The organism is Paraburkholderia nemoris (assembly GCF_905221015.1).
In the GTDB taxonomy this organism is placed as follows: domain Bacteria; phylum Pseudomonadota; class Gammaproteobacteria; order Burkholderiales; family Burkholderiaceae; genus Paraburkholderia; species Paraburkholderia nemoris.
On the sequence record NZ_CAJNBO010000027.1, the window covers coordinates 73,241 to 92,968 of the forward strand.

Here is a 19,728-nt window from a genome sequence, read left to right on the forward strand (position 1 = left end):
CCAAAACAAAACGGGCGAGACTCGCGCCTCGCCCGCCTACAACCTCGCGTCAATTCAATTCGCTTCGCAAGCCACCCCAAGATCCACAAGACAACTCGCGTTGCCACCAGCTTCCGTCACAAGGACCAAAGCAGGCGGCTCACACCACCATTCAGATCACCGCGCTCACATCCAGCGGCGCGCCCGTCTTTGTCTGGATTTCCTCGACGCTGACGCCCGGCGCCAGCTCAGTCACCTTCAGACCGTCTTCCGTGATTTCGATCACGCCGAGATCGGTAATGATCTGATCGACCACGCCCACACCCGTCAACGGCAACGTGCATTCCTCGAGAATCTTGTGCTGGTCGCCCTTCGCGACGTGTTCCATCAGCACGACCACGCGCTTGACGCCCGCGACCAGATCCATCGCGCCGCCCATGCCCTTGATCATCTTGCCCGGGATCATCCAGTTGGCCAGATCGCCCTTCTTGCTGATTTGCATCGCGCCCAGAATCGCCAGGTTGATGTGGCCGCCGCGAATCATCGCGAACGAATCCGCCGACGAGAAAATCGACGAACCCGGCAGCGTGGTCACCGTCTGCTTGCCGGCGTTGATCAGGTCGGCATCCACTTCTTCTTCGGTCGGCGACGGGCCGATGCCGAGCAGGCCGTTTTCCGACTGCAGCCACACTTCGACGCCAGCCGGCACGTGGTTCGCCACCAGCGTCGGCAAGCCGATGCCGAGGTTTACGTAGAAGCCGTCCTGCAATTCCTTCGCCGCGCGTGCGGCCATTTCGTCACGAGTCCATGCCATGATCAATCTCCTTTCGCGCGGACGATGCGTTGTTCAATGCGTTTTTCCGGATTCGCATTGAGCACAATGCGCTGCACGAAAATGCCCGGCGTGTGGATCGCATCCGGATCGAGTTCGCCCACTTCAACGATTTCCTCGACTTCCGCGACGGTAATCTTGCCGGCCATCGCGCACATCGGGTTGAAGTTGCGCGCGGTGCGGCGATAGATCAGGTTGCCCGATTTATCGGCTTTCCATGCCTTGACCAAGGCGACGTCGGCCGTCAGCGAATGTTCGAGCACGTAATGGTTTTCACCGAACTGGCGGGTTTCCTTGCCTTCGGCGATCAGCGTGCCGTAGCCGGTGTTCGTGAAGAAGGCCGGAATGCCCGAGCCGCCCGCGCGCAGCTTCTCGGCGAGCGTGCCTTGCGGCGTGAATTCGAGCTCGAGTTCGCCGGCCAGATACTGGCGTTCGAACTCCTTGTTCTCGCCCACGTACGAAGAAATCATCTTCTTGACCTGGCGCGTTTCGAGCAGCAGACCGAGGCCGAAACCGTCGACGCCCGCATTGTTGCTGATGCAGGTGATGCCCTGCACCTTCGAATCGCGCAGCGCCGCGATCAGCGCCTCAGGAATGCCGCACAGCCCGAAACCGCCGACGGCGAACGTCTGCCCGTCCTTGACGATGTCTTTCAGCGCCTCGGCGGCGCCTGGATAGACCTTGTTCATCAGTATGTCCCTTCCTTTATGGAAACCCGAAAACGGAATTCGGATCGTTGCGACTTCGATATGACGCTTAGCGGGCAAGCGCCCGACACGTCATTCTAGTCATCCGCGGCCTGTTCTGCGCTCAGGTTACCCTGCCTCACGCAAATGCCTGCTGCGAACATTTCGCCGCGTTGTCATGTGCCCGAAAGAGTACGCTGGGCGCACCATGCGGCACAATACGCAAAAATACATAAGTACTTGCCGCCAGCCCATGCCCGCACTGGATTACCAAACCGCGTTTCACCTCGCCCCGATCGGACTCGTGTTGTCACGCGAACGGATCATCGAAGACTGCAACGACGAGCTGGCGTCGATATTCGGCTGCACGCGCGAGGCGCTGCTCGGCCAGTCGTTCCAGGTGCTATATCCGTCAACGGACGAATTCGAGCGGATCGGCGCGCGGATTCCGCCGATCATGACCGCCCAAGGCAGCTACGCGGATGACCGGATCATGAAGCGGGCCAACGGGGAATTGTTCTGGTGCCACGTGACGGGCCGCGCGCAGCAACGCATGGACCCGCACGCAGCGGGTGTGTGGACTTTCGAGGATTTGAGCGCGACACGACGCGTGGCGGTCGAGCTAACGCCGCGCGAGCGGGAAATCGCCGCGCAACTGGTGACAGGCAAAACCAGCAAGCAGATCGGACGGGCGCTGGATATCAGCCCGCGCACGGTCGATGTCTACCGCGCGCGGCTGATGCGCAAATACGATACGGGAAATGCGACCGAGCTGTTGCAGCGCTTGCTCGGCCATTGAGAAAGCGCTGAGGAGGCACTGGGAGCGCTGGGAGCTCTTAAGCCGCCTTGACCAGCGCCGCGCTCTCGATCGTCACGCGCAGCATATCCGGAACCGGCACGGACTTGCCCGCGGCATAGTCGATCCACACGCAGCGCGCAGCACCGCGGGCATAGACGGTGGTCGGATCATCGGCGCGCACGAGTTCGAACACCGTGTCAAAACTGCTGCGCCCGGGCGTGGCCACGGACATCCGGCCGATCACATCGCCCGGATAGTGCAACTGCTTGAGAAACTCCATCGACGCATTGACGATCACCGGCCCCTGCCCGTCGGCGTTGCTCCCGGCCAGACCCAGTTGTTCGAACCAGGAAATCCGCACCTGCTCCATGTAACGGAAATAGACCGTGTTGTTCACATGGCCGAATGCGTCCATGTCGCCCCAGCGGATCGGCATCGACATCTCAAAAACTGCGTGAAAATCGCTCATCGTACTTCTTTAACGGGTTGAAACGAGGGTGAAACCGGCGCATGGGCCGGGGCAAACATGACAAACAGGGAACGGCCGCCCAATGCCGCGTTCAGGCGAGACCGAACCCATCGTCGGCGGCAATCACCGAGCCGTTGATGAACTGCGATTCGTCGGCCGCCAGCAGCAGCAATAGCCCGTCCAGATCCTCCGGCTTGCCGACACGATGACGCGGCAGCAGCGAGACCAGCTTCTGCCCCTGCTCGGTCGTCCAGTGATGATGGTTGATCTCGGTATCGATATAGCCCGGGCAGATGGCGTTCACGTTGATGCCGTGCTTGCCCCACTCCAGCGCCATGGCTTTCGTCATATGGACGACAGCGGCCTTGCTCATCGAGTACAGGCCGATCTGCGGCAACACCCGCAGGCCCGCCATCGACGCGATATTGATGATCCGGTATGACGGCTTTTGCGCGCTATTGCCGCGCATGATCATGCGCTTGGCGACTTCCTGGGCAACGAAGAACGCGCCGCGCGTGTTAGTGTCGAACACGTATTCGAAATCGGCCGGCGTGACTTCCGTAAGCTTCTGCGTGGTCGACACACCAGAATTGTTCACCAGAATGTCGATCGTGCCCGCCTCGGTTTCCGCGTGGGCAACGGCTGATTTGATGCTTTGATAATCCGTGACGTCGAGCGAGACGACGTGCGCCGCGCCACCGGAGGCTTCGATCTCGGCGCGCAACTCCTTCAGGCGCTCGGTGCGGCGGCTTGCCAACACGACCTTGGCGCCAGCCTGCGACAATACTTGAGCAAAGCGCTTCCCCAACCCGCTCGAGGCGCCGGTGATCAGCGCGACCTTGCCTTCCAGATTGATCGAACGGCCCATTGTCGTTCCCTTGTTCGGTTGTTGTTACAGACGCGGTTGACAGGTGCGGTAGGACCGTCACTGCGGGTCATACCGTATCACAGAAATAGAACGATCGTGCTAATCTCTGCTCATCTGGTTGCAGTGGCGGAGACCATCGCCCACAATACGATCCCGAAAAAAGCATTCTAACGGTAAGAAGAGGAGCATCAATGACCCCCGCAAGCCTCATTGAGCAATACGGTCCACGCGAGTCGATGGAATACGACGTCGTGATCGTCGGCGGCGGCCCGGCTGGCCTGTCCGCAGCGATCCGCCTGAAGCAGCTGGCGGCGGAAAAAGGCGTCGAGCTTGGCGTGTGCGTACTGGAAAAAGGCTCGGAGATCGGGGCTCATATCCTGTCGGGCGCGGTGATGGATCCGCGCGCGATCACCGAACTGATCCCGGACTGGAAGGAAAAAGGCGCGCCGCTGACGGTGGACGTGACCGAAGACAAGTTCCTGTTCCTGACGGAAACCGGTTCGAAGAGCGTGCCGACCTGGGCGCTGCCGGACAACTTCAAGAACCACGGCAATTATGTGATCAGCCTCGCGAATGTCACGCGCTGGCTGGGCCAGCAGGCTGAGGCGCTCGGTGTGGAGATTTTCCCGGGCTTTCCGGCCGCTGAGATTCTGTACAACGACGATGGCTCGGTTAAAGGTGTCGCCACCGGCAATCTGGGTATCGGCAAGGACGGCGAGCCGACCGAGAACTTTCAGCTCGGCATGGAATTGCACGCAAAGTACACGCTGTTCTGCGAAGGCGCACGTGGGCATCTCGGCCGTCAACTGAACGACAAGTTCAAGCTGCGCGACGGCGTCGATCCGCAGGTCTACGGTATCGGCATCAAGGAACTGTGGGAAATCGATCCGTCGAAGCACAAGCCGGGTCTGGTGATGCACACGGCCGGCTGGCCGCTGGAGAACGACACCTACGGCGGCTCGTTCCTCTATCACATGGACAACAACCAGGTGGTGGTGGGCTTCGTGGTCGGTCTGGGCTACACGAATCCGTACCTGTCGCCGTTCGAGGAATTCCAGCGCTACAAGACGCATCCTGCGATCCGAGCGATTCTGGAAGGCGGCAAGCGCGTGTCGTACGGCGCGCGGGCGATTACTGCGGGCGGTCTGTTGTCACTGCCTAAGCTGGTGTTTCCGGGTGGCGCGCTGGTGGGTGACGATGCGGGCTTCCTGAACGCATCGCGGATCAAGGGTTCACATGCGGCGATCAAGACCGGCATGCTGGCGGCTGAGGCTGCTTTTGAAGCCGTGCAGGCAGGTCGCACCAGCGATGAGCTGACGGCTTATCCGGAGTCGTTCAAGACCTCGTGGCTGCACACGGAACTACATCGCGCGCGTAATTTCAAGCAGTGGATGAGCAAGGGCCTGTACCTCGGCACCCTGATGGTCGGCATCGAGCAGAAGCTGCTGGGCGGCAACGTGCCCTGGACGCTGCATCACCAGCATTCCGATCACGAGATGCTGAAACCTGCGTCGCAGTGCAAGCAGATCACGTATCCGAAGCCGGATGGGAAGCTGACGTTCGACCGTTTGTCTTCCGTGTTCATTTCGAACACCAACCACGAAGAGAATCAGCCGGCTCACTTGACGCTGAAAGACCCTTCGGTGCCCGTGAATGTGAACTGGCAGACATATGCCGGTCCGGAGTCACGCTACTGCCCCGCGGCGGTGTATGAATTCGTGAAGAACGACGACGGCAGCGAGCGTCTCGTGATCAACGCGCAGAACTGCGTGCATTGCAAGACGTGCGATATCAAGGACCCGACCCAGAATATCGTCTGGGTGACGCCTGAGGGTGGCGGCGGTCCGAACTATCCGAATATGTGATTCGGTGTTTGTTTGCCGTGCACGGAGCTTGTTTGTTTGTCCGCGCACGGCATGCAGGTAAGCAAGCTCCACGCAGGTAAAAACAAAGCGGCATCCATTGCAGACGTACTGCCAACGTCGCCGCAAAGCAACAAGCTCAAACGCCCCGCATCATTTCAATCCTCTCCCGCACTTTAGCCAGCACCGGCGCCCATGCGCCAATCTCAGGCTGTCGGAAGAGCTCAATAGAATCGTACCAGGCCGTGGTGCCCGATTCGTCGCCCCAGAACCATGCCGACACATGATCGATCATCAAACACGTCGGCACGCCGAGCGCCCCCGCCAGATGCGCAGGCCCGCTATCAATCGTGACGACCAGATCCAGATTCGCCAGTAGCGCGGCGACGTCGTCGAATCCGGATTGAAAATGGTGGGTCAGGTCGACAACATCGAGTCCCTTGACCCGCCACTGCGCGACTGTCTCGCTGCGCCCAGGCGACAACGCAAACCAGGTCACGCCCGGCACGCTCAATAGCGGCTCGAGTTGCTCGACAGGCACCGACCGCCGCATATCGCGGATATGCTCAGGATTTCCGTTCCACACTAGACCGACGTTGCGATTGCCCCGCTTGCCGGCCGTGTGTGCACGAACCCGCTCGCGCCACGCCTGCGTGCGCGTGGGCTCGGCGCTCAGATACGGCGCACCCCACCCGGTTGCATCGAAGACGCCGAGCCGCAGCGGCAAGCTCATCAACCCGCAATGGAAATCCGGCCGCGTTTCAAGACTCGTTTCGAGTGGCAGGTCAGCAGGCAGCATCCGTTCGAATAGGTGCCGTAACGGCCCATCGTGACCGAAAATCACCCGGCCGCCTTCGCGTCGCGCCCGCTCGGCCAGTAGCGGCAGAAAGCGCACCGCCCAAAGGCAGTCGCCGTTACCTTGCTCGCCGTAGACGACCAGCGTTTTGCCTTGCAGCGATTCGCCCTGCCAATGCGCGCTGATCTCAGCGAGCGCATGCTGCGCATTATTCAGATCGTCGCCGAACGCGACGCGCGACTCGTAATGCGCCCAGCCTTCGGCGAAACGTCCGGTTCGGATTTCGAGTTCCGACAAATCGAATAGCGCATGCATGTTGTCGGGCGACAAGGCCAGCACTTGCCTGAGCAAGGCCTCCGCTTCAGCCAGCCGCGCCTGCTCCTTGACGCACAACGCGAGCTTGTGAAGCGCCACCGGGTTGCCGGGCACGACGCGTACCGCTTCGCGCAGCAGCCGCTCGGCCATGTCGAAGTCATTGCGCTGTTGCACGGCCGCCGCACGCCAGATCAGCGCGTTGGCGTCTTCGGTGTTTTGCGCGAGCAACAGCGTCGTGGCGGAGTCGACGAGCGACCAGTCGCGCACGATGAAGGCCGTCTGCGCAATGGTGTGAAGCAGCGTAGGTTCGCAGGAGGGATCAAGCTGGTAAGCGCGCACCAGCGCCGCGAGCGCCTCGCACCGAAGGGCCTTGTCGCGGCCGGCGCGTTCCAGCGACAAATATCCGAATGCGAGGCAGTCCGCGGCACCAGCGTGCGGCGCGGCGGCACGCGCGCGCAGGTTCGCGAGTTGGCTATCGGCCGGCCCGGTGTTGGTATCGGTCATTGAGATGAAGCTGCGCGCACTACGAAGACACTCAGAGAGTGCCCTTTACGGCGCGCTCGCCGCGATCTTCGGCGTGCTGACGGCGACGTCGCCGCATTGCGCGCGGTGGCGCAACGCATGGTCGATCAGCACCAGCGCGAGCATGGATTCGGCGATCGGCGTGGCGCGGATGCCGACGCACGGGTCATGACGACCGAACGTTTCGACAACAGCGGGCTGCCCCGCCTTGTCGATTGAGCGGCGCGGCGTACGGATGCTCGAAGTCGGCTTGATCGCGATCGACACCGTGATGTCCTGGCCGGTCGAAATACCGCCGAGCACACCACCCGCGTGATTGCCGACGAAGCCTTCCGGCGTCAATTCGTCGCCGTGCACCGAACCGCGTTGCGCGACGCTGGCGAAGCCCGCGCCGATCTCGACGCCCTTCACCGCATTGATGCCCATCATGGCGTGCGCAATATCCGCGTCGAGCCGATCGAACAGCGGCTCGCCAAGCCCAACCGGCACGCCGGAAGCCACGACGTTAATGCGTGCGCCGATCGAGTCGCCGTCTTTACGCAAGGCGTCCATATACGCTTCCAGCTCCGGCACGATCTCCGCATTCGGCACGAAGAACGGGTTCTCACGCACATGCGACCAGTCGACGAACGGCACGTCGATTTCTCCGAGCGCCGCCATGTAACCGCGGATCTCAACACCGAACTTTTCACGCAGCCATTTCTTCGCAACCGCGCCGGCCGCTACCGTGGGTGCTGTCAGACGGGCCGACGAACGGCCGCCGCCGCGATAGTCGCGAATACCGTATTTCTGCCAGTAGGTGTAGTCGGCGTGACCGGGACGGAAGGTGTCGGCGATGTTGCCGTAGTCTTTGCTGCGCTGGTCTGTATTGCGGATCAGCAGCGCGATCGGCGCGCCGGTGGTCTGGCCTTCGAACACGCCCGACAGGATCTCGACCTTGTCTTCTTCCTGGCGCTGCGTGACATGGCGCGACGTGCCGGGTTTGCGGCGGTCGAGTTCGAGCTGGATGTCGGCTTCGCTAAGCGCCATGCCCGGCGGGCAGCCGTCGATCACGCAGCCGATAGCGGGGCCGTGCGATTCGCCGAAGGTCGTGACAGTGAAAAGCGTACCGAGCGTGTTGCCGGACATGGGCGTCGTCCAAAGAAATGCGGGGAAAGCACCATTATGCCAGCCCTACAGGGGCTAAGTCCCGGCCGCCCTACTTCCGCGCCCCGCGCAACTCGGTGACGATCTGCTGCAGCACCTCAGGCGTCGCCTCGGCCGGATCGATCGGCTCACCCACCGCCAGCGTCAGCCGGCTCATCACGCCCTTCTGGATCGGTCGTGGCAAGCGCGCGTCGTTGGCGCGTGAAAACACGCTCCCCCACAGCCCGCGCAGCGCCATCGGTATCACCGGAGCCGGCGTGCGGCGGATGATCTCGGTCACGCCATGGCGGAACGGATTCATCTCGCCGGTCTTCGTCAGCTTGCCTTCCGGGAAGATGCAGACCAGATCGCCCTCGGCGAGCGCCTCTGCGCAGCGCTCATAGGCGCGCGTCAGCAGCTCTGGGTCCTGATGGGCGGGCGCAATCGGAATCGCCTTCGCATGGCGGAACACCCAGCCGGCGAACGGCGACTTGAAGATCTGATGGTCCATTACGAAACGGATCGGACGCGGGCTCTCGGCCATGATGACGATCGCGTCGACGAAGCTCACGTGGTTGCACACCAGCACGGCCGCGCCCTCTTCCGGAATCCGTTCGGCGTGCACGAGGCGAATCCGGTAGAACGTATGCACCAGCACCCAGGCGATAAAGCGCAGCAAAAACTCGGGCACGAGCGAATAAATGTACGTCGCGACGACAATGTTCAGTAGCGCCGTGACGAGGAAAATCGCCGGAATACTGAAGCCCGCCGCGGTCAGTCCCATCGCCATCAACGCTGAGACGATCATGAACAGCGAATTCAGAATATTGTTCGCGGCGATGATGCGCGCGCGGTGGGTCGGCTGGCTGCGGCTCTGGATCAGCGCGTAGAGCGGCACGCTATAGAAGCCGCCGAACATGGCCAGCAGGAACAGATCGGCCAGTACGCGCCAATGAGCAGGCCGCACGAGAAATTCGCCGACGCTCAGCAGATGCCCGGCGGCCGGCAACGCATGGCTCGCGAAGAACAGATCGATCGCGAACACGCTCATGCCGATCGAGCCGAGCGGCACGAGGCCGATTTCGATGCGCCGCTTCGAGAGCTTTTCGCACATCAGCGAACCGAGGCCGATGCCGATCGAGAACGTGCCGAGCAGCACGGTCACCACGTCCGGGTCGGCGGACAGCACGTTTTTCGCAAAACTGAAAAACGAAGATAGAAAAGTCGCGCCGACGAACCACAGCCAGGAAATCCCCAGCAGGCTCAGAAACACCGTCCGGTTTTCGCGCGCGAGTTTCAGGTTGCGCCACGTCTCGCTAACCGGATTCCAGTTGATGCTCAGATCGGGCTGCGGCGCCGCCGTGACGGGCACGAAGTTCGACACCAGCCGCCCCACCAGCGCAATCCCGACACAGGCGCAGGCCAGCACCACCGCGCCATGCTCGACAAAACCCGCGCCCACGCCGCCGACAATCGTCCCAATCAGAATCGCGACGAAGGTGCCCATCTCGACCATGCCGTTACCGCCGACCAGTTCCGACTTCGACAGATGCTGCGGCAGATACGAATACTTGACCGGTCCGAATACGGTCGAATGGACGCCCATCAGAAACGTGCACAGATACAGCAAGGGCGCGCTATGCATCCAGAAACCCGTGCCGCCGATCAGCATCACGACGATCTCGAAGCTCTTGACAAAGCGCGTGAGCATCGCCTTGTCGTACTTATCCGCGATCTGGCCGGAGGTGGCCGAGAGCAGCACGAACGGCAGAATGAAGATGGCCGAGATCAGGAACGCCGCGGTTTTAGGATCGACGCCTGAAAAGCGCGCCGCCTGGTACGTGACGAGCGACGTGAAGCCGATCTTGAAAACGTTGTCGTTCATCGCGCCGAGAAACTGGGTCCAGAAAAACGGCGCGAAGCGGCGCTGGCTCAGCAGGCGGAACTGGGACTCGTGCGTCTCGTGGGAGCGGGCGGCACGGCGGGCGGCAGGTATCGGACGATCGCTCATGAGGGTCGGAGAACAGGCTAATAGAGCAGCAAAGGGGAAAGGGCCGGACACAAAAAAAGCGCACGCTTTCGCGCGCGCCTTGATCGCATTTTCATACTCACAGCAACGGCGCGAACGCCGCGGTGAGCCACCGTGCGTGAGTTAACGCGGCGCCGGTTGTTGATCCTGCGGTTCTTCCGGCCAGTCGCGGATATAGGCCTTGAGCATGCGGTTTTCGAAGCCTTGCTCTTCGACCACCGCCTTGGCGACGTCGTAGAACGAGATCACGCCCATCAGCGTGCGGCTTTCCAGCACCGGCAAATAGCGCACGTGATGCTCGAGCATCATGCGACGAACCTCGTTGACATCCGTTTCGGGCGTACAGGTGAGCGGATGGTCGTCCATCAACTTGCGGATCGTGGAGGTACCGAGGCTGCCGCCGTGCTTGCTCAAGGTCAGAATAATTTCGCGAAACGTCAGCATGCCGACGAGGTCGCCGTATTCCATCACGACCAGCGAGCCGATATCGTGCTCGGCCATGGTATTGACTGCGTCGTGCAGCGTGGTATCCGGCGTGACCGTGAAAAGGGTGTTGCCTTTGACTTTAAGAATGTCGCTGACTCGCATAATCTGTCTCCGTGATACCCGCTAAGCTGATATTGCCTGAATGACTTTCGATCCTAGCGGAAAGGTCCATAAAAGGAAAGCGGCCCGCCCACCAAGGCGCAACGGGCGTTTGCAAGGTCAGCCTGGCGCCGTTCAGCGCGCCCACATTGGCCGACCCGCGGGAAAACCGCGCTTGAAGCGATCCATGCCGGTGATAGGATGGCCGCCACTTTCACCTTTCGCGAGGCCGTCCGTGGCCTCGCCGCCCAGGATGTCCGCCAACCGTTTCGATACGCTTGCGCTGCACGCCGGCGCCGCGCCCGACCCGACTACCGGCGCGCGCGCCACGCCCATTTACCAGACTACCTCGTTTTCGTTCCGCGACTCGGACCACGCCGCAGCGCTCTTCAATATGGAGCGCGCCGGCCACGTCTATTCGCGCATCTCGAATCCGACCGTGGCCGTTTTCGAGGAGCGAGTTGCCGCGCTGGAAAACGGCGCGGGTGCGATCGGCACGGCCAGCGGCCAGGCCGCGCTGCATCTGGCGATCGCCACGTTGATGGGCGCCGGCTCCCATATCGTCGCCTCCAGCGCGCTGTACGGCGGCTCGCACAACCTGCTGCACTACACGCTGCGGCGCTTCGGCATCGAGACGACCTTCGTCAAACCCGGTGACATCGACGCATGGCGCGCCGCGCTGCGCCCGAACACACGCCTGCTGTTCGGCGAGACGCTTGGCAACCCGGGCCTCGACGTGCTCGATATCGCCACGGTGGCACAACTCGCGCATGAGCACCGCGTGCCGCTTCTGGTCGATTCGACCTTCACTACGCCCTACCTGCTCAAGCCATTCGAGCACGGCGCCGACTTCGTCTATCACTCGGCGACCAAATTCCTCGGCGGCCACGGCACCACGATCGGCGGCGTACTCGTGGACGGCGGCACGTTCGACTTCAACGCATCCGGCCGTTTCCCCGAATTCACCGAACCGTACGAGGGCTTTCACGGCATGGTGTTCGCTGAGGAAAGCACGGTCGCGCCGTTCCTCCTGCGCGCACGTCGCGAGGGCTTGCGCGACTTCGGCGCGTGCCTGCATCCCCAGGCCGCCTGGCAACTGCTGCAAGGCATCGAGACGCTGCCGCTGCGCATGGAACGGCACGTCGCGAATACCCGCAAGGTGGTCGAATTCCTGAACGCACACCCCGCCGTCGAAGCCGTCGCCTACCCGGAACTGCCGTCGCATCCGGACCACGCGCTCGCGAAGCGTCTGCTGCCGCGCGGCGCGGGCGCGGTGTTCAGCTTCAATCTGCGCGGCGACCGCGCCGCCGGGCGCCGCTTCATTGAAGCGCTTTCGCTGTTCTCGCATCTCGCGAACGTCGGCGACGCACGCTCGCTGGTCATCCATCCCGCATCGACGACGCACTTTCGCATGGACGCCGCCGCGCTCGCCGCAGCCGGCATCGCCGAAGGTACGATCCGCCTGTCGATCGGTCTTGAAGACCCCGACGATCTGATCGACGACCTCAAACGCGCGCTGAAAGCGGCGCAGAAGGCGAGCGGGACGAGCGCGGGGAGTGGACCATCCAATAGTCCGTCCAGCGCGGCAAAAACCGGCCCCGCCAGTTCATCCGCTGCTCCAGCAACCGGCAACCCATCCGCCTCCGCCTCGCCTGCCGATGCCGCCAAACCCCGCCCGGAGTCCGCATGATCCTCACCGTTCAAGGCAAGCCCGCCTACGCGTACACCGGCGGCAAACCCTTCGACCCCAGCCTGCCGACGGCGGTGTTCATCCACGGCGCCGAGCATGACCATAGCGTGTGGGCATTGCAAACGCGTTACTTCGCGCATCACGGCTTCAGCGTACTGGCGGTCGACCTGCCCGGTCACTGCCGCAGCGCCGGCCCGGCGCTTACCACCGTGACCGCAATGGCCGACTGGCTGGCCGCCCTGCTCGACGCCGCCGGCGTGCAACGCGCCTTCGTGGCCGGACACAGCATGGGCTCGCTGGTCGCGCTCGACTTCGCCGGCCGCTATCCGGAACGCTCGACGCGCCTGGCGCTGCTCGCCACCGCCGTGCCGATGGCTGTCTCCGACGCCTTGCTCGACGCTGCCCTGCACCGCGAGCCCGATGCAATCGGCATGGTCAATCAATGGTCGCATTCGACGCTCGCCGCCAAACCGTCGTGCCCCGGCCCGGGCTTCTGGCTGCACGGCATGAACCAGCGGCTGATGGAGCGTGTCTCCGCAAGCGGCGAGCCGCACCTGTTCCACACCGACTTCACCGCCTGCAATAGCTACGCGGACGGCCTCACACGCGCCACCGAAGTGCGTTGCCCGACGCGCCTGATCGTGGGCCGGCGCGATGCGATGACACCGCCGCGTGCGGCCAAAGCGCTCGCCGCCGCGCTCTCCCAGGCCGGCGTACCGGTCGACACCGTCACGCTCGAGGCCGGCCATGCCTTGATGACCGAACAGCCCGATGCCACGCTCGACGCGCTGTTCAGCTTCGCCTCGAAAGCCGCAGGCGCGGTTCCAACCGGCGTTCGATAGTCGCTGCGAGTCGTCACGATAACCGGGCAGGTAAAGGCTCGCTATCGGCCGAATGGCCTAGTTGCGCGCGTGGTCCGATAGCCGCACAATGGGTCAAGCCTGTCCTGTTTCGAGCGCGTTCCAAGCATGTCCGCGCGCGGCGAAGCAACCTGGGAGCGACGGGCACGGAATCGAGTAGCGTCGACATTCGGAGGCCGTGATGGCTCAAACCGCGCACACCGATCACTTCGCGAGTTTCGCGGAGTTCTACCCGTACTACCTGAGCGAGCATCGCAACACGGTATCGCGGCGGCTGCATTTCGTGGGTTCGCTCGGCGTGATCGGCTGCCTCGCCATGGCGCTCGCCACCGGTGACTGGCTATGGCTGCCGGCTGCCGTGATCTGCGGCTATGGCTTTGCTTGGGTCGGGCATTTCTTCTTCGAGAAGAACCGGCCGGCTACCTTCCGGCATCCGTTTTATAGCCTGATGGGCGATTGGGTGATGTTCAAGGACATCTGCGTGGGGAAGATTTCGCTGTAGGTTTGCCGCCGCATCAGACGGCCTGCTTATGCAGCGTGCTCATGCAGCCTGATGCGGCATTGAAGAAGTACCCTGTTCACTTTCCTGCGCCTTCGCTGCCCGCGCGGCAGCACGCGCCGCCAGCAGCACAGCGAGCGTCACTTTCAGCTTGTCGTTTTCCAACGCCGCAAGAAGTGTCTGGCCATCCACGCGCGTAGAGTTCAGTTCAAGCTGATATTCGAGTTCCGCCCGATCGATCACGAACAGGTCGAACAGACGCTCGACCGTGATCTGCGCGGGATTCGCCAGCAGCAGGAAGTGCGGACGCGTGTCGTCGTCCTGCAAGCGCGCGATCCACTCGATCTCCTCGAGTTTTAGCAGCAGCCTGACCGTGGTATCCATGTCGCGGCGAAGCATTCGCGAGATCTCCGGCATCGTGTAGCCGCGCTTACCCGCATCGCGCGCTTCCGAGAGCCGCGCGAGGAGTTCAAGCGAATCGAACAGGTCGCTGCCCTCGAAAGTCGGCCGGTGAAACTGGCCTATGCGGATTGCCGGCAACGCAGACGCGATCATCGCCCCGGCTAGCGCAATGAACCAGCACAGGTACATCCACAGCAGGAATAGCGGCACAGCGGCAAACGCACCGTACACCGCGGTGTAGGTGGGAATTCGGCGCACGTAGTAGCCAAAGCCGCGCTTGGCGAGTTCGAATGCGATCGCGGCAGTAATCCCGCCGATCACCGCGTCGCGCCACTCCACCCGGCAGTTCGGCAGAAATACGTAAAGCATCGTGAAGGCGAGCGCCGTCAACGGCAGCGCGGCGCCGGTCAGCGCCCAGTCGATCACCGACGGAATATGCTGGACAGCCGTGACCGCCATGGACCGGGTGAACAGATAGGAAGAAATCGACAGGCTCACGCCGATCAGAATCGGGCCGAGCGTAATGATCGCCCAGTAGACCAGGATGCGCTGCGCGATCGGCCGCGCCTTGCGCACCCGCCAGATCACGTTGAAAGCGGATTCCACGGTCATCATCGTCATCACGGCGGTGACGAACAGAAAAATCATGCCGATGGTCGTGAGGCCCTTGGCCTTCGACGCGAACTGATTCAGATAATCGAAAATCTGACTGTTGAGCTGCGCAGGCATCAGATGGTCGGCGAGGAAAATCTGCAGCGACATCTGAAACGAGCTGAAAATCGGAAACGCCGTGAACAGCGCAAACGCAACCGTAGCGAGCGGCACTAGCGAGAGCATGGTGGTGAACGTGAGGCTGCCGGCCACCTGCGGAATGCGGTCTTCGCTACTGCGCTTCGCCGCAAACTGCGCGAGCCGTTTGAGCGTGTCGAGATCGAAACGCACCCTGGACAACAAACCCACCTCCTTGCTTCATAAAACGGTGTTTCAGGACCGTGCCCGAGGCCTGGCCGAATGGCTATGGATGGCCTGTGCAGCGGACCCAGCCCCTATAATACCCGTTCACCGATGAGGCCTATGAAAGACATTCTCGTGCTCTATTACAGCCGTCACGGCGCCACGCGCGAGCTTGCGCTGGCGATCGCGCACGGCGTCGACAGCGTCCCCGGCATGCAGGCGCGCGTGCGCACCGTGCCGGCGGTTTCCACCGTCTGCGAAGCAACCCAGCCGGACATTCCCGCTGAAGGGCCGCCTTACGTCGAACTGCGCGACCTCGAAGAATGCGCCGGTCTCGCGCTCGGCTCGCCCACCCGCTTCGGCAACATGGCGGCGTCGCTAAAATATTTTCTCGACGGCACCACGCCGCAGTGGCTGTCGGGCGCGCTGTCCGGCAAACCGGCCTGCGTGTTTACGTCCACCGGCAGCTTGCACGGCGGCCAGGAGTCCACGCTGCTGTCCATGATGCTGCCGCTTCTGCACCACGGCATGCTGATCGTCGGCATTCCGTACACGGAGAGCGCGCTCTCCACCACGCAAACCGGCGGCACGCCCTACGGCGCGTCGCATTTCGCGCGCGCGGGCACGGCCGAACAGGGCATCTCCGCCGACGAAAAGACGCTAGCGATTGCCCTCGGCGCCCGCGTTGCCCGCACGGCGGCCTCCATGAGCGAGCGGCCGTGAATACAGCCGCCCTGCCGGTGCAGCAAAAACGCGCCGCCGCTTTCGGCGCCACCGCCGCCTTGCTCGCGCTGATCGTTTTGTCAGTCGCGTGGGAATGGTGGCTCGCGCCGCTGCGCCCGGGCGGCTCGGCGCTGGTGCTCAAAGCCGTCCCGCTGCTGCTCGCCCTGCCCGGCGTGTGGCGGCACCGGCTTTACACGCTGCAATGGGCGTCCATGCTGATCCTGCTGTATTTTGCCGAGGGCATCGTGCGCGGCTGGAGCGATCGTGGCCTGAGCGCCCGCCTCGGCTGGCTCGAAACCGCGCTCTCCGTGGTTTTCTTCGTCTGCACGCTCGCCTATGTCGCCCCGTTCAAGCGCGCGGCAAAGCGGGCAGCGAAGCTGGCGGCAAAGCAGGCCGCACAAGAAAACGCACAGCAGAACACCGGCCAGGCCGAGGGAAGCACACGATGAGAACTGCGCTTTTCGCGTCGTTTTTCACGTCGCTTTTCAAGTTACCCTCCGCGTAATCTATCCGCCGAACATCCTGACCGACCAACATGACTCAAGCCGCTTTCCTCACCGCTTGCCGCGACGTCATCGGCGCCTCGCAGGTGCTGACCGACCCGCACGACACCGCCCCGTACCTCACCGACTGGCGCCGCCGCTACACCGGCGCGGCCTGCGCGGTGCTCTGCCCGGCCACGCCTGACGAAGTCGCGGCGCTCGTCAAACTTGCCGTCGAACATCGCATCGCGCTGGTGCCGCAAGGCGGCAACACCGGTCTGGCCGGCGGCGCCACGCCGGATGCAAGCGGCGCGCAGGCGGTGATCAGTCTGCGGCGTTTGAATCGTGTACGCGACATCGATCCGCACAACAACACGATCACCGTCGAAGCCGGCGTCATCCTCGCCGAAGTACAGAGGCACGCCGAGGAAGCCGGCCGCCTGTTCCCCCTGAGCCTCGCCGCGGAAGGCAGTTGCACGATCGGAGGCAATCTCGCCACCAACGCGGGCGGCACCGGCGTACTGCGCTACGGCAACACGCGCGAATTGTGCCTCGGCCTCGAAGTGGTCACCGCGCAAGGCGAGTTGTGGGACGGCCTGCGAGGACTGCGCAAGGACAACACCGGTTACGACTTGCGCGATCTGTTCATCGGCGCGGAAGGCACGCTCGGCATCATCACCGCCGCCGTGCTCAAGCTGCATCCGCAGCCGGCCGCGCGCGTCACGGCACTCGCCGCGCTCGCGTCGCCGCATGCGGCGCTCGATTTCCTCTCGCTCACGCAACGCGTCGCCGGGCCGCTTCTGACCGGCTTCGAACTGATGTCGGATTTCTGTCTGCGACTGGTGGGCCGGCACTTCGAGCAGATGCGCTATCCGTTCGCCGAACCGCATGCTCAAGTCGTGCTGTTGGAGCTGTCCGACAGCGAGAGCGAGGAACACGCGCGCGGACTATTCGAGCGCCTGATGGAAACCGCGCTCGAAGATGGTCTGGTCGAAGACGCGGTAGTCGCGGAGAACCTCACGCAGTCGCGGGCATTCTGGAATCTGCGCGAACACATCCCGCTCGCGCAGGCTGAGGAAGGCCTGAACATCAAGCACGATATCGCGGTGCCGATTTCGCGCATCGGCCACTTTATCGAGGAAACCGACGCGGCAATCGCCCAAGCCGTGCCGGGCGCGCGCATGGTCACGTTCGGGCATCTCGGCGACGGCAATCTGCATTACAACGTGCAGGCGCCTGAGGGCGTCGACGCAAAGGCGTTCCTCAAGACCTGGCAAAGCCCGATCAACCAGATCGTGTACGACAGTGTGCACCGGCATCGCGGCAGCATCAGTGCGGAACACGGCCTCGGCCAGTTGAAGATCGACGAGGCGATGCATTACAAGCAGGACGTCGAGGTGCAATTGATGCGCGCCGTCAAACGCGCGCTGGATCCGCTGAACCTGATGAATCCGGGCAAGGTGCTACGCTAGGGTTTGAAGCCTTCGCCGTCTGGTGCGAGGCTAATTGCAGGAGTCGCTGTCGTGAAGATTCGAGTGCTGTCCGATCTGCATCTGGAGAACGACGAGCCCGAACTGGTCCCGCATGCGGAAGCGGATCTGATCGTGCTGGCCGGCGACATCCACAATCACGCGGCGGGTCCGCGCTGGGCCGCGCAGACTTTCGACGGTGCCGTGCCGGTGGTCTACGTGCCCGGCAATCACGAGTACTACGACGGCGAATTCAGCGCGCTCGACACGGCACTGTACGACGCAGCGGCCCAGGTCGACAACGTGCACGTGCTGAACAATGCCGCGCTGGTCGACCCGCAAGGCCGCTGGCGCGTGCTCGGCACCACCTTATGGACCGACTTCGCGTTATACGGCGGGGATCCGGACACGATCGCCGAGTCCATCGACGCATCGCGCCGGGTGATGCTCGACTTCCGCGGCCTGATCCAGATGAACTGGCCGCACGACACGCAGGATTCGCCGCGCGACTTCACCCCTGACGATTCCCTCGCGTTGCACCGGCGGGCGCGCGCCTGGCTCGAAAGCGAACTGGCGAAGCCGTTCGACGGCAAGACGATCGTCGTCACCCATCACGCGCCGCATCGGCTGAGTCTGGCCGAGCGCTACGCGGAGGACCGCGTCTCGGCCGGTTTCGTCAATCATTTGCCGGAACTGGTGCGCTCGCCCGTTGCCCTGTGGATTCACGGACATACGCATACGCCGTTCGATTACACGGTGAACGGCACGCGCGTGGTCTGCAATCCGCGCGGCTATTTCGACCGGCGCACCCGCCAGTGGGAAAATCCGCAATTCGCGTGGGATAAAGTCGTCGAGATATAGCGTCGGCTTGGGGCCGATCTGGGTAGCGCGGCCAGGCGCCACGCACTACGCTGTTGTTGTCGTTGGATTCGGGTCTTCGACTCGGCCAAACCCGCCAGCCCGGTCATCTCCGGAGGTCGCTCATGTGTGGTCGAATCAGCCAGTATCGCGATCCGCATCTGTACGCACGGCAGCTCGGCCTCGCCGATCCGCTCATGCTATTCGACGACGCCGACCGCCGCCCCGGCTACAACCTCGCGCCGGGCACGCATCCGCTCGCGATTTACCCGGACCAGACACTGCACGCGATCCACTGGGGTTATTGCCCGGATTGGGCACGCGAGCAGCATCTGCCGCAGACCATCAATGCGCGCGCCGAAACCGCGCCGCATACGCGCTACTTCAAAGATCTGTGGAAAACCGGGCGAGTATTGGTGCCGGCTGACGGCTGGTTCGAATGGCGCATGGAAGCGACGCCGGGAACATCGCATGGAGATAACACAGCGGACGCTGAGGCAACGGTCCGCCAGCCCTACTTCGTGCACCTGAAAAGCGACGCACCGATGTACCTCGCGGCGCTATCGAGCGTGCGCGGCACCGAACCGCAAACGGAAGGCATGGGATTGGTGATCGTAACGGCCACCGCCGACAAGGGTCTGATCGACGTACACGGCCGACGCCCGCTGGTGTTCGCGCCGGAGGCGGCGCGCAGATGGCTGGATCCGGCCCTGCAGTTCGACGAACTCGAGCAGCTCGCGCGCAGCGCCTGCCTGCCCGCTGCGCGGTTCCGCTGGCACCGGGTGAGCCCGGAGGTAGACCGCACGCTCAACGACGAGCCGGGTCTGATTGAAGCGCTGCACTGAACGTGCGGAGCGCGGATTGAAACTAATCGGCGGCCGGACCGCAAGGGCGCGGCAATGCACGCGCAAGGCACACCGAAAA

General features: G+C 63.1%; 19 protein-coding genes. 10 read left to right on the top strand and 9 right to left on the bottom strand.

Annotated features, from left to right (window positions below; genetic code table 11):
• Positions 1-151: 151 nt before the first annotated feature.
• Both KHO33_RS32365 and KHO33_RS32370 read right to left on the bottom strand, forming a co-directional pair.
• A complete protein-coding gene (locus KHO33_RS32365; RefSeq protein WP_200566728.1) occupies positions 152-793 on the bottom strand; it encodes a CoA transferase subunit B in 642 nt (213 codons plus the stop codon).
• Positions 794-795: 2 nt separating this feature from the next.
• Positions 796-1,500 carry a CoA transferase subunit A gene (locus KHO33_RS32370; RefSeq protein ID WP_054040428.1) on the bottom strand — a complete coding sequence of 235 codons (705 nt, stop codon included), beginning with the start codon at positions 1,498-1,500 and terminating at the stop codon, positions 796-798.
• A gap of 250 nt (positions 1,501-1,750) precedes the next feature.
• On the opposite strand from KHO33_RS32370, the gene KHO33_RS32375 reads away from it, so the two are divergent.
• Positions 1,751-2,296, top strand: coding sequence for a LuxR C-terminal-related transcriptional regulator (locus KHO33_RS32375; RefSeq protein ID WP_054040426.1), 546 nt, complete (start codon positions 1,751-1,753; stop codon positions 2,294-2,296).
• A gap of 37 nt (positions 2,297-2,333) precedes the next feature.
• Here the strand turns inward: KHO33_RS32375 and KHO33_RS32380 are convergent, their stop codons facing one another.
• Positions 2,334-2,765, bottom strand: coding sequence for an acyl-CoA thioesterase (locus KHO33_RS32380; protein ID WP_200566727.1), 432 nt, complete (start codon positions 2,763-2,765; stop codon positions 2,334-2,336).
• Positions 2,766-2,856: 91 nt separating this feature from the next.
• Positions 2,857-3,633 (bottom strand): SDR family oxidoreductase, encoded by a 777-nt coding sequence (locus KHO33_RS32385; RefSeq protein ID WP_054040421.1) that lies wholly within the window; start codon positions 3,631-3,633, stop codon positions 2,857-2,859.
• Positions 3,634-3,824: 191 nt separating this feature from the next.
• Here KHO33_RS32385 and KHO33_RS32390 point away from each other — a divergent pair, with 191 nt between their 5' ends.
• The gene (locus KHO33_RS32390) at positions 3,825-5,498 is read left to right on the top strand and encodes an electron transfer flavoprotein-ubiquinone oxidoreductase (protein WP_200566726.1); all 1,674 of its coding nucleotides are present in this window, start codon (positions 3,825-3,827) and stop codon (positions 5,496-5,498) included.
• A gap of 136 nt (positions 5,499-5,634) precedes the next feature.
• On the opposite strand, the gene KHO33_RS32395 is transcribed toward KHO33_RS32390, so the two are convergent.
• The 4 genes from KHO33_RS32395 to KHO33_RS32410 form a co-directional block, all read right to left on the bottom strand.
• Entirely contained in the window at positions 5,635-7,110 is a 1,476-nt protein-coding gene (locus KHO33_RS32395; protein WP_200566725.1) for a tetratricopeptide repeat protein, read from the bottom strand.
• A 45-nt stretch (positions 7,111-7,155) separates the two neighbouring features.
• Positions 7,156-8,256: a chorismate synthase gene (aroC, locus tag KHO33_RS32400; protein ID WP_200566724.1), complete on the bottom strand. Its 1,101-nt coding sequence runs from the start codon at positions 8,254-8,256 to the stop codon at positions 7,156-7,158.
• Positions 8,257-8,326: 70 nt separating this feature from the next.
• The gene (locus KHO33_RS32405; protein ID WP_200566723.1) at positions 8,327-10,264 is read right to left on the bottom strand and encodes an MFS transporter; all 1,938 of its coding nucleotides are present in this window, start codon (positions 10,262-10,264) and stop codon (positions 8,327-8,329) included.
• 141 nt (positions 10,265-10,405) lie between these two features.
• Positions 10,406-10,870: a CBS domain-containing protein gene (locus KHO33_RS32410; RefSeq protein ID WP_054042287.1), complete on the bottom strand. Its 465-nt coding sequence runs from the start codon at positions 10,868-10,870 to the stop codon at positions 10,406-10,408.
• Positions 10,871-11,120: 250 nt separating this feature from the next.
• On the opposite strand from KHO33_RS32410, the gene KHO33_RS32415 reads away from it, so the two are divergent.
• From KHO33_RS32415 to KHO33_RS32425, 3 genes are all read left to right on the top strand, one after another.
• Entirely contained in the window at positions 11,121-12,557 is a 1,437-nt protein-coding gene (locus KHO33_RS32415; protein ID WP_200566722.1) for an O-acetylhomoserine aminocarboxypropyltransferase, read from the top strand.
• The gene (locus KHO33_RS32420) at positions 12,554-13,399 is read left to right on the top strand and encodes an alpha/beta fold hydrolase (RefSeq protein ID WP_200566721.1); all 846 of its coding nucleotides are present in this window, start codon (positions 12,554-12,556) and stop codon (positions 13,397-13,399) included. The genes KHO33_RS32415 and KHO33_RS32420 overlap by 4 nt, the downstream gene beginning before the upstream one ends.
• Positions 13,400-13,598: 199 nt before the next feature.
• The gene (locus tag KHO33_RS32425) at positions 13,599-13,919 is read left to right on the top strand and encodes an Mpo1-like protein (RefSeq protein WP_093643326.1); all 321 of its coding nucleotides are present in this window, start codon (positions 13,599-13,601) and stop codon (positions 13,917-13,919) included.
• A 39-nt stretch (positions 13,920-13,958) separates the two neighbouring features.
• Here KHO33_RS32425 and KHO33_RS32430 read toward each other — a convergent pair whose 3' ends face one another.
• On the bottom strand, positions 13,959-15,272 hold the full coding sequence (locus tag KHO33_RS32430) for a YihY family inner membrane protein (RefSeq protein ID WP_200566720.1): 1,314 nt from the start codon (positions 15,270-15,272) through the stop codon (positions 13,959-13,961).
• A 120-nt stretch (positions 15,273-15,392) separates the two neighbouring features.
• On the opposite strand from KHO33_RS32430, the gene wrbA reads away from it, so the two are divergent.
• The 5 genes from wrbA (at position 15,393) to KHO33_RS32455 (ending at position 19,649) form a co-directional block, all read left to right on the top strand.
• The gene (wrbA, locus tag KHO33_RS32435) at positions 15,393-15,995 is read left to right on the top strand and encodes an NAD(P)H:quinone oxidoreductase (protein ID WP_115780521.1); all 603 of its coding nucleotides are present in this window, start codon (positions 15,393-15,395) and stop codon (positions 15,993-15,995) included.
• Complete coding sequence (locus tag KHO33_RS32440) at positions 15,992-16,444, top strand: DUF2069 domain-containing protein (protein WP_054042280.1); 453 nt, start codon at positions 15,992-15,994, stop codon at positions 16,442-16,444. Before wrbA ends, KHO33_RS32440 begins: the two co-directional genes overlap by 4 nt.
• A gap of 86 nt (positions 16,445-16,530) precedes the next feature.
• Complete coding sequence (locus KHO33_RS32445; protein ID WP_200566719.1) at positions 16,531-17,949, top strand: FAD-binding oxidoreductase; 1,419 nt, start codon at positions 16,531-16,533, stop codon at positions 17,947-17,949.
• A 51-nt stretch (positions 17,950-18,000) separates the two neighbouring features.
• Positions 18,001-18,807 (top strand): metallophosphoesterase, encoded by an 807-nt coding sequence (locus tag KHO33_RS32450; RefSeq protein ID WP_200566718.1) that lies wholly within the window; start codon positions 18,001-18,003, stop codon positions 18,805-18,807.
• 122 nt (positions 18,808-18,929) lie between these two features.
• A complete protein-coding gene (locus KHO33_RS32455) occupies positions 18,930-19,649 on the top strand; it encodes an SOS response-associated peptidase (RefSeq protein ID WP_200566717.1) in 720 nt (239 codons plus the stop codon).
• The last annotated feature ends 79 nt before the right edge of the window (positions 19,650-19,728 follow it).

Coding starts and splice junctions, on each gene's coding strand:
- wrbA (WP_115780521.1), top strand. CDS start 15,393: ATGAAAGACATTCTCGTGCTCTATTACAGCCGTCACGGCGCCACGCGC.
- aroC (WP_200566724.1), bottom strand. CDS start 8,256: ATGTCCGGCAACACGCTCGGTACGCTTTTCACTGTCACGACCTTCGGC.
- KHO33_RS32380 (WP_200566727.1), bottom strand. CDS start 2,765: ATGAGCGATTTTCACGCAGTTTTTGAGATGTCGATGCCGATCCGCTGG.
- KHO33_RS32395 (WP_200566725.1), bottom strand. CDS start 7,110: ATGACCGATACCAACACCGGGCCGGCCGATAGCCAACTCGCGAACCTG.
- KHO33_RS32375 (WP_054040426.1), top strand. CDS start 1,751: ATGCCCGCACTGGATTACCAAACCGCGTTTCACCTCGCCCCGATCGGA.
- KHO33_RS32445 (WP_200566719.1), top strand. CDS start 16,531: ATGACTCAAGCCGCTTTCCTCACCGCTTGCCGCGACGTCATCGGCGCC.
- KHO33_RS32425 (WP_093643326.1), top strand. CDS start 13,599: ATGGCTCAAACCGCGCACACCGATCACTTCGCGAGTTTCGCGGAGTTC.
- KHO33_RS32410 (WP_054042287.1), bottom strand. CDS start 10,870: ATGCGAGTCAGCGACATTCTTAAAGTCAAAGGCAACACCCTTTTCACG.
- KHO33_RS32370 (WP_054040428.1), bottom strand. CDS start 1,500: ATGAACAAGGTCTATCCAGGCGCCGCCGAGGCGCTGAAAGACATCGTC.
- KHO33_RS32415 (WP_200566722.1), top strand. CDS start 11,121: ATGTCCGCCAACCGTTTCGATACGCTTGCGCTGCACGCCGGCGCCGCG.
- KHO33_RS32420 (WP_200566721.1), top strand. CDS start 12,554: ATGATCCTCACCGTTCAAGGCAAGCCCGCCTACGCGTACACCGGCGGC.
- KHO33_RS32390 (WP_200566726.1), top strand. CDS start 3,825: ATGACCCCCGCAAGCCTCATTGAGCAATACGGTCCACGCGAGTCGATG.
- KHO33_RS32385 (WP_054040421.1), bottom strand. CDS start 3,633: ATGGGCCGTTCGATCAATCTGGAAGGCAAGGTCGCGCTGATCACCGGC.
- KHO33_RS32365 (WP_200566728.1), bottom strand. CDS start 793: ATGGCATGGACTCGTGACGAAATGGCCGCACGCGCGGCGAAGGAATTG.
- KHO33_RS32455 (WP_200566717.1), top strand. CDS start 18,930: ATGTGTGGTCGAATCAGCCAGTATCGCGATCCGCATCTGTACGCACGG.
- KHO33_RS32405 (WP_200566723.1), bottom strand. CDS start 10,264: ATGAGCGATCGTCCGATACCTGCCGCCCGCCGTGCCGCCCGCTCCCAC.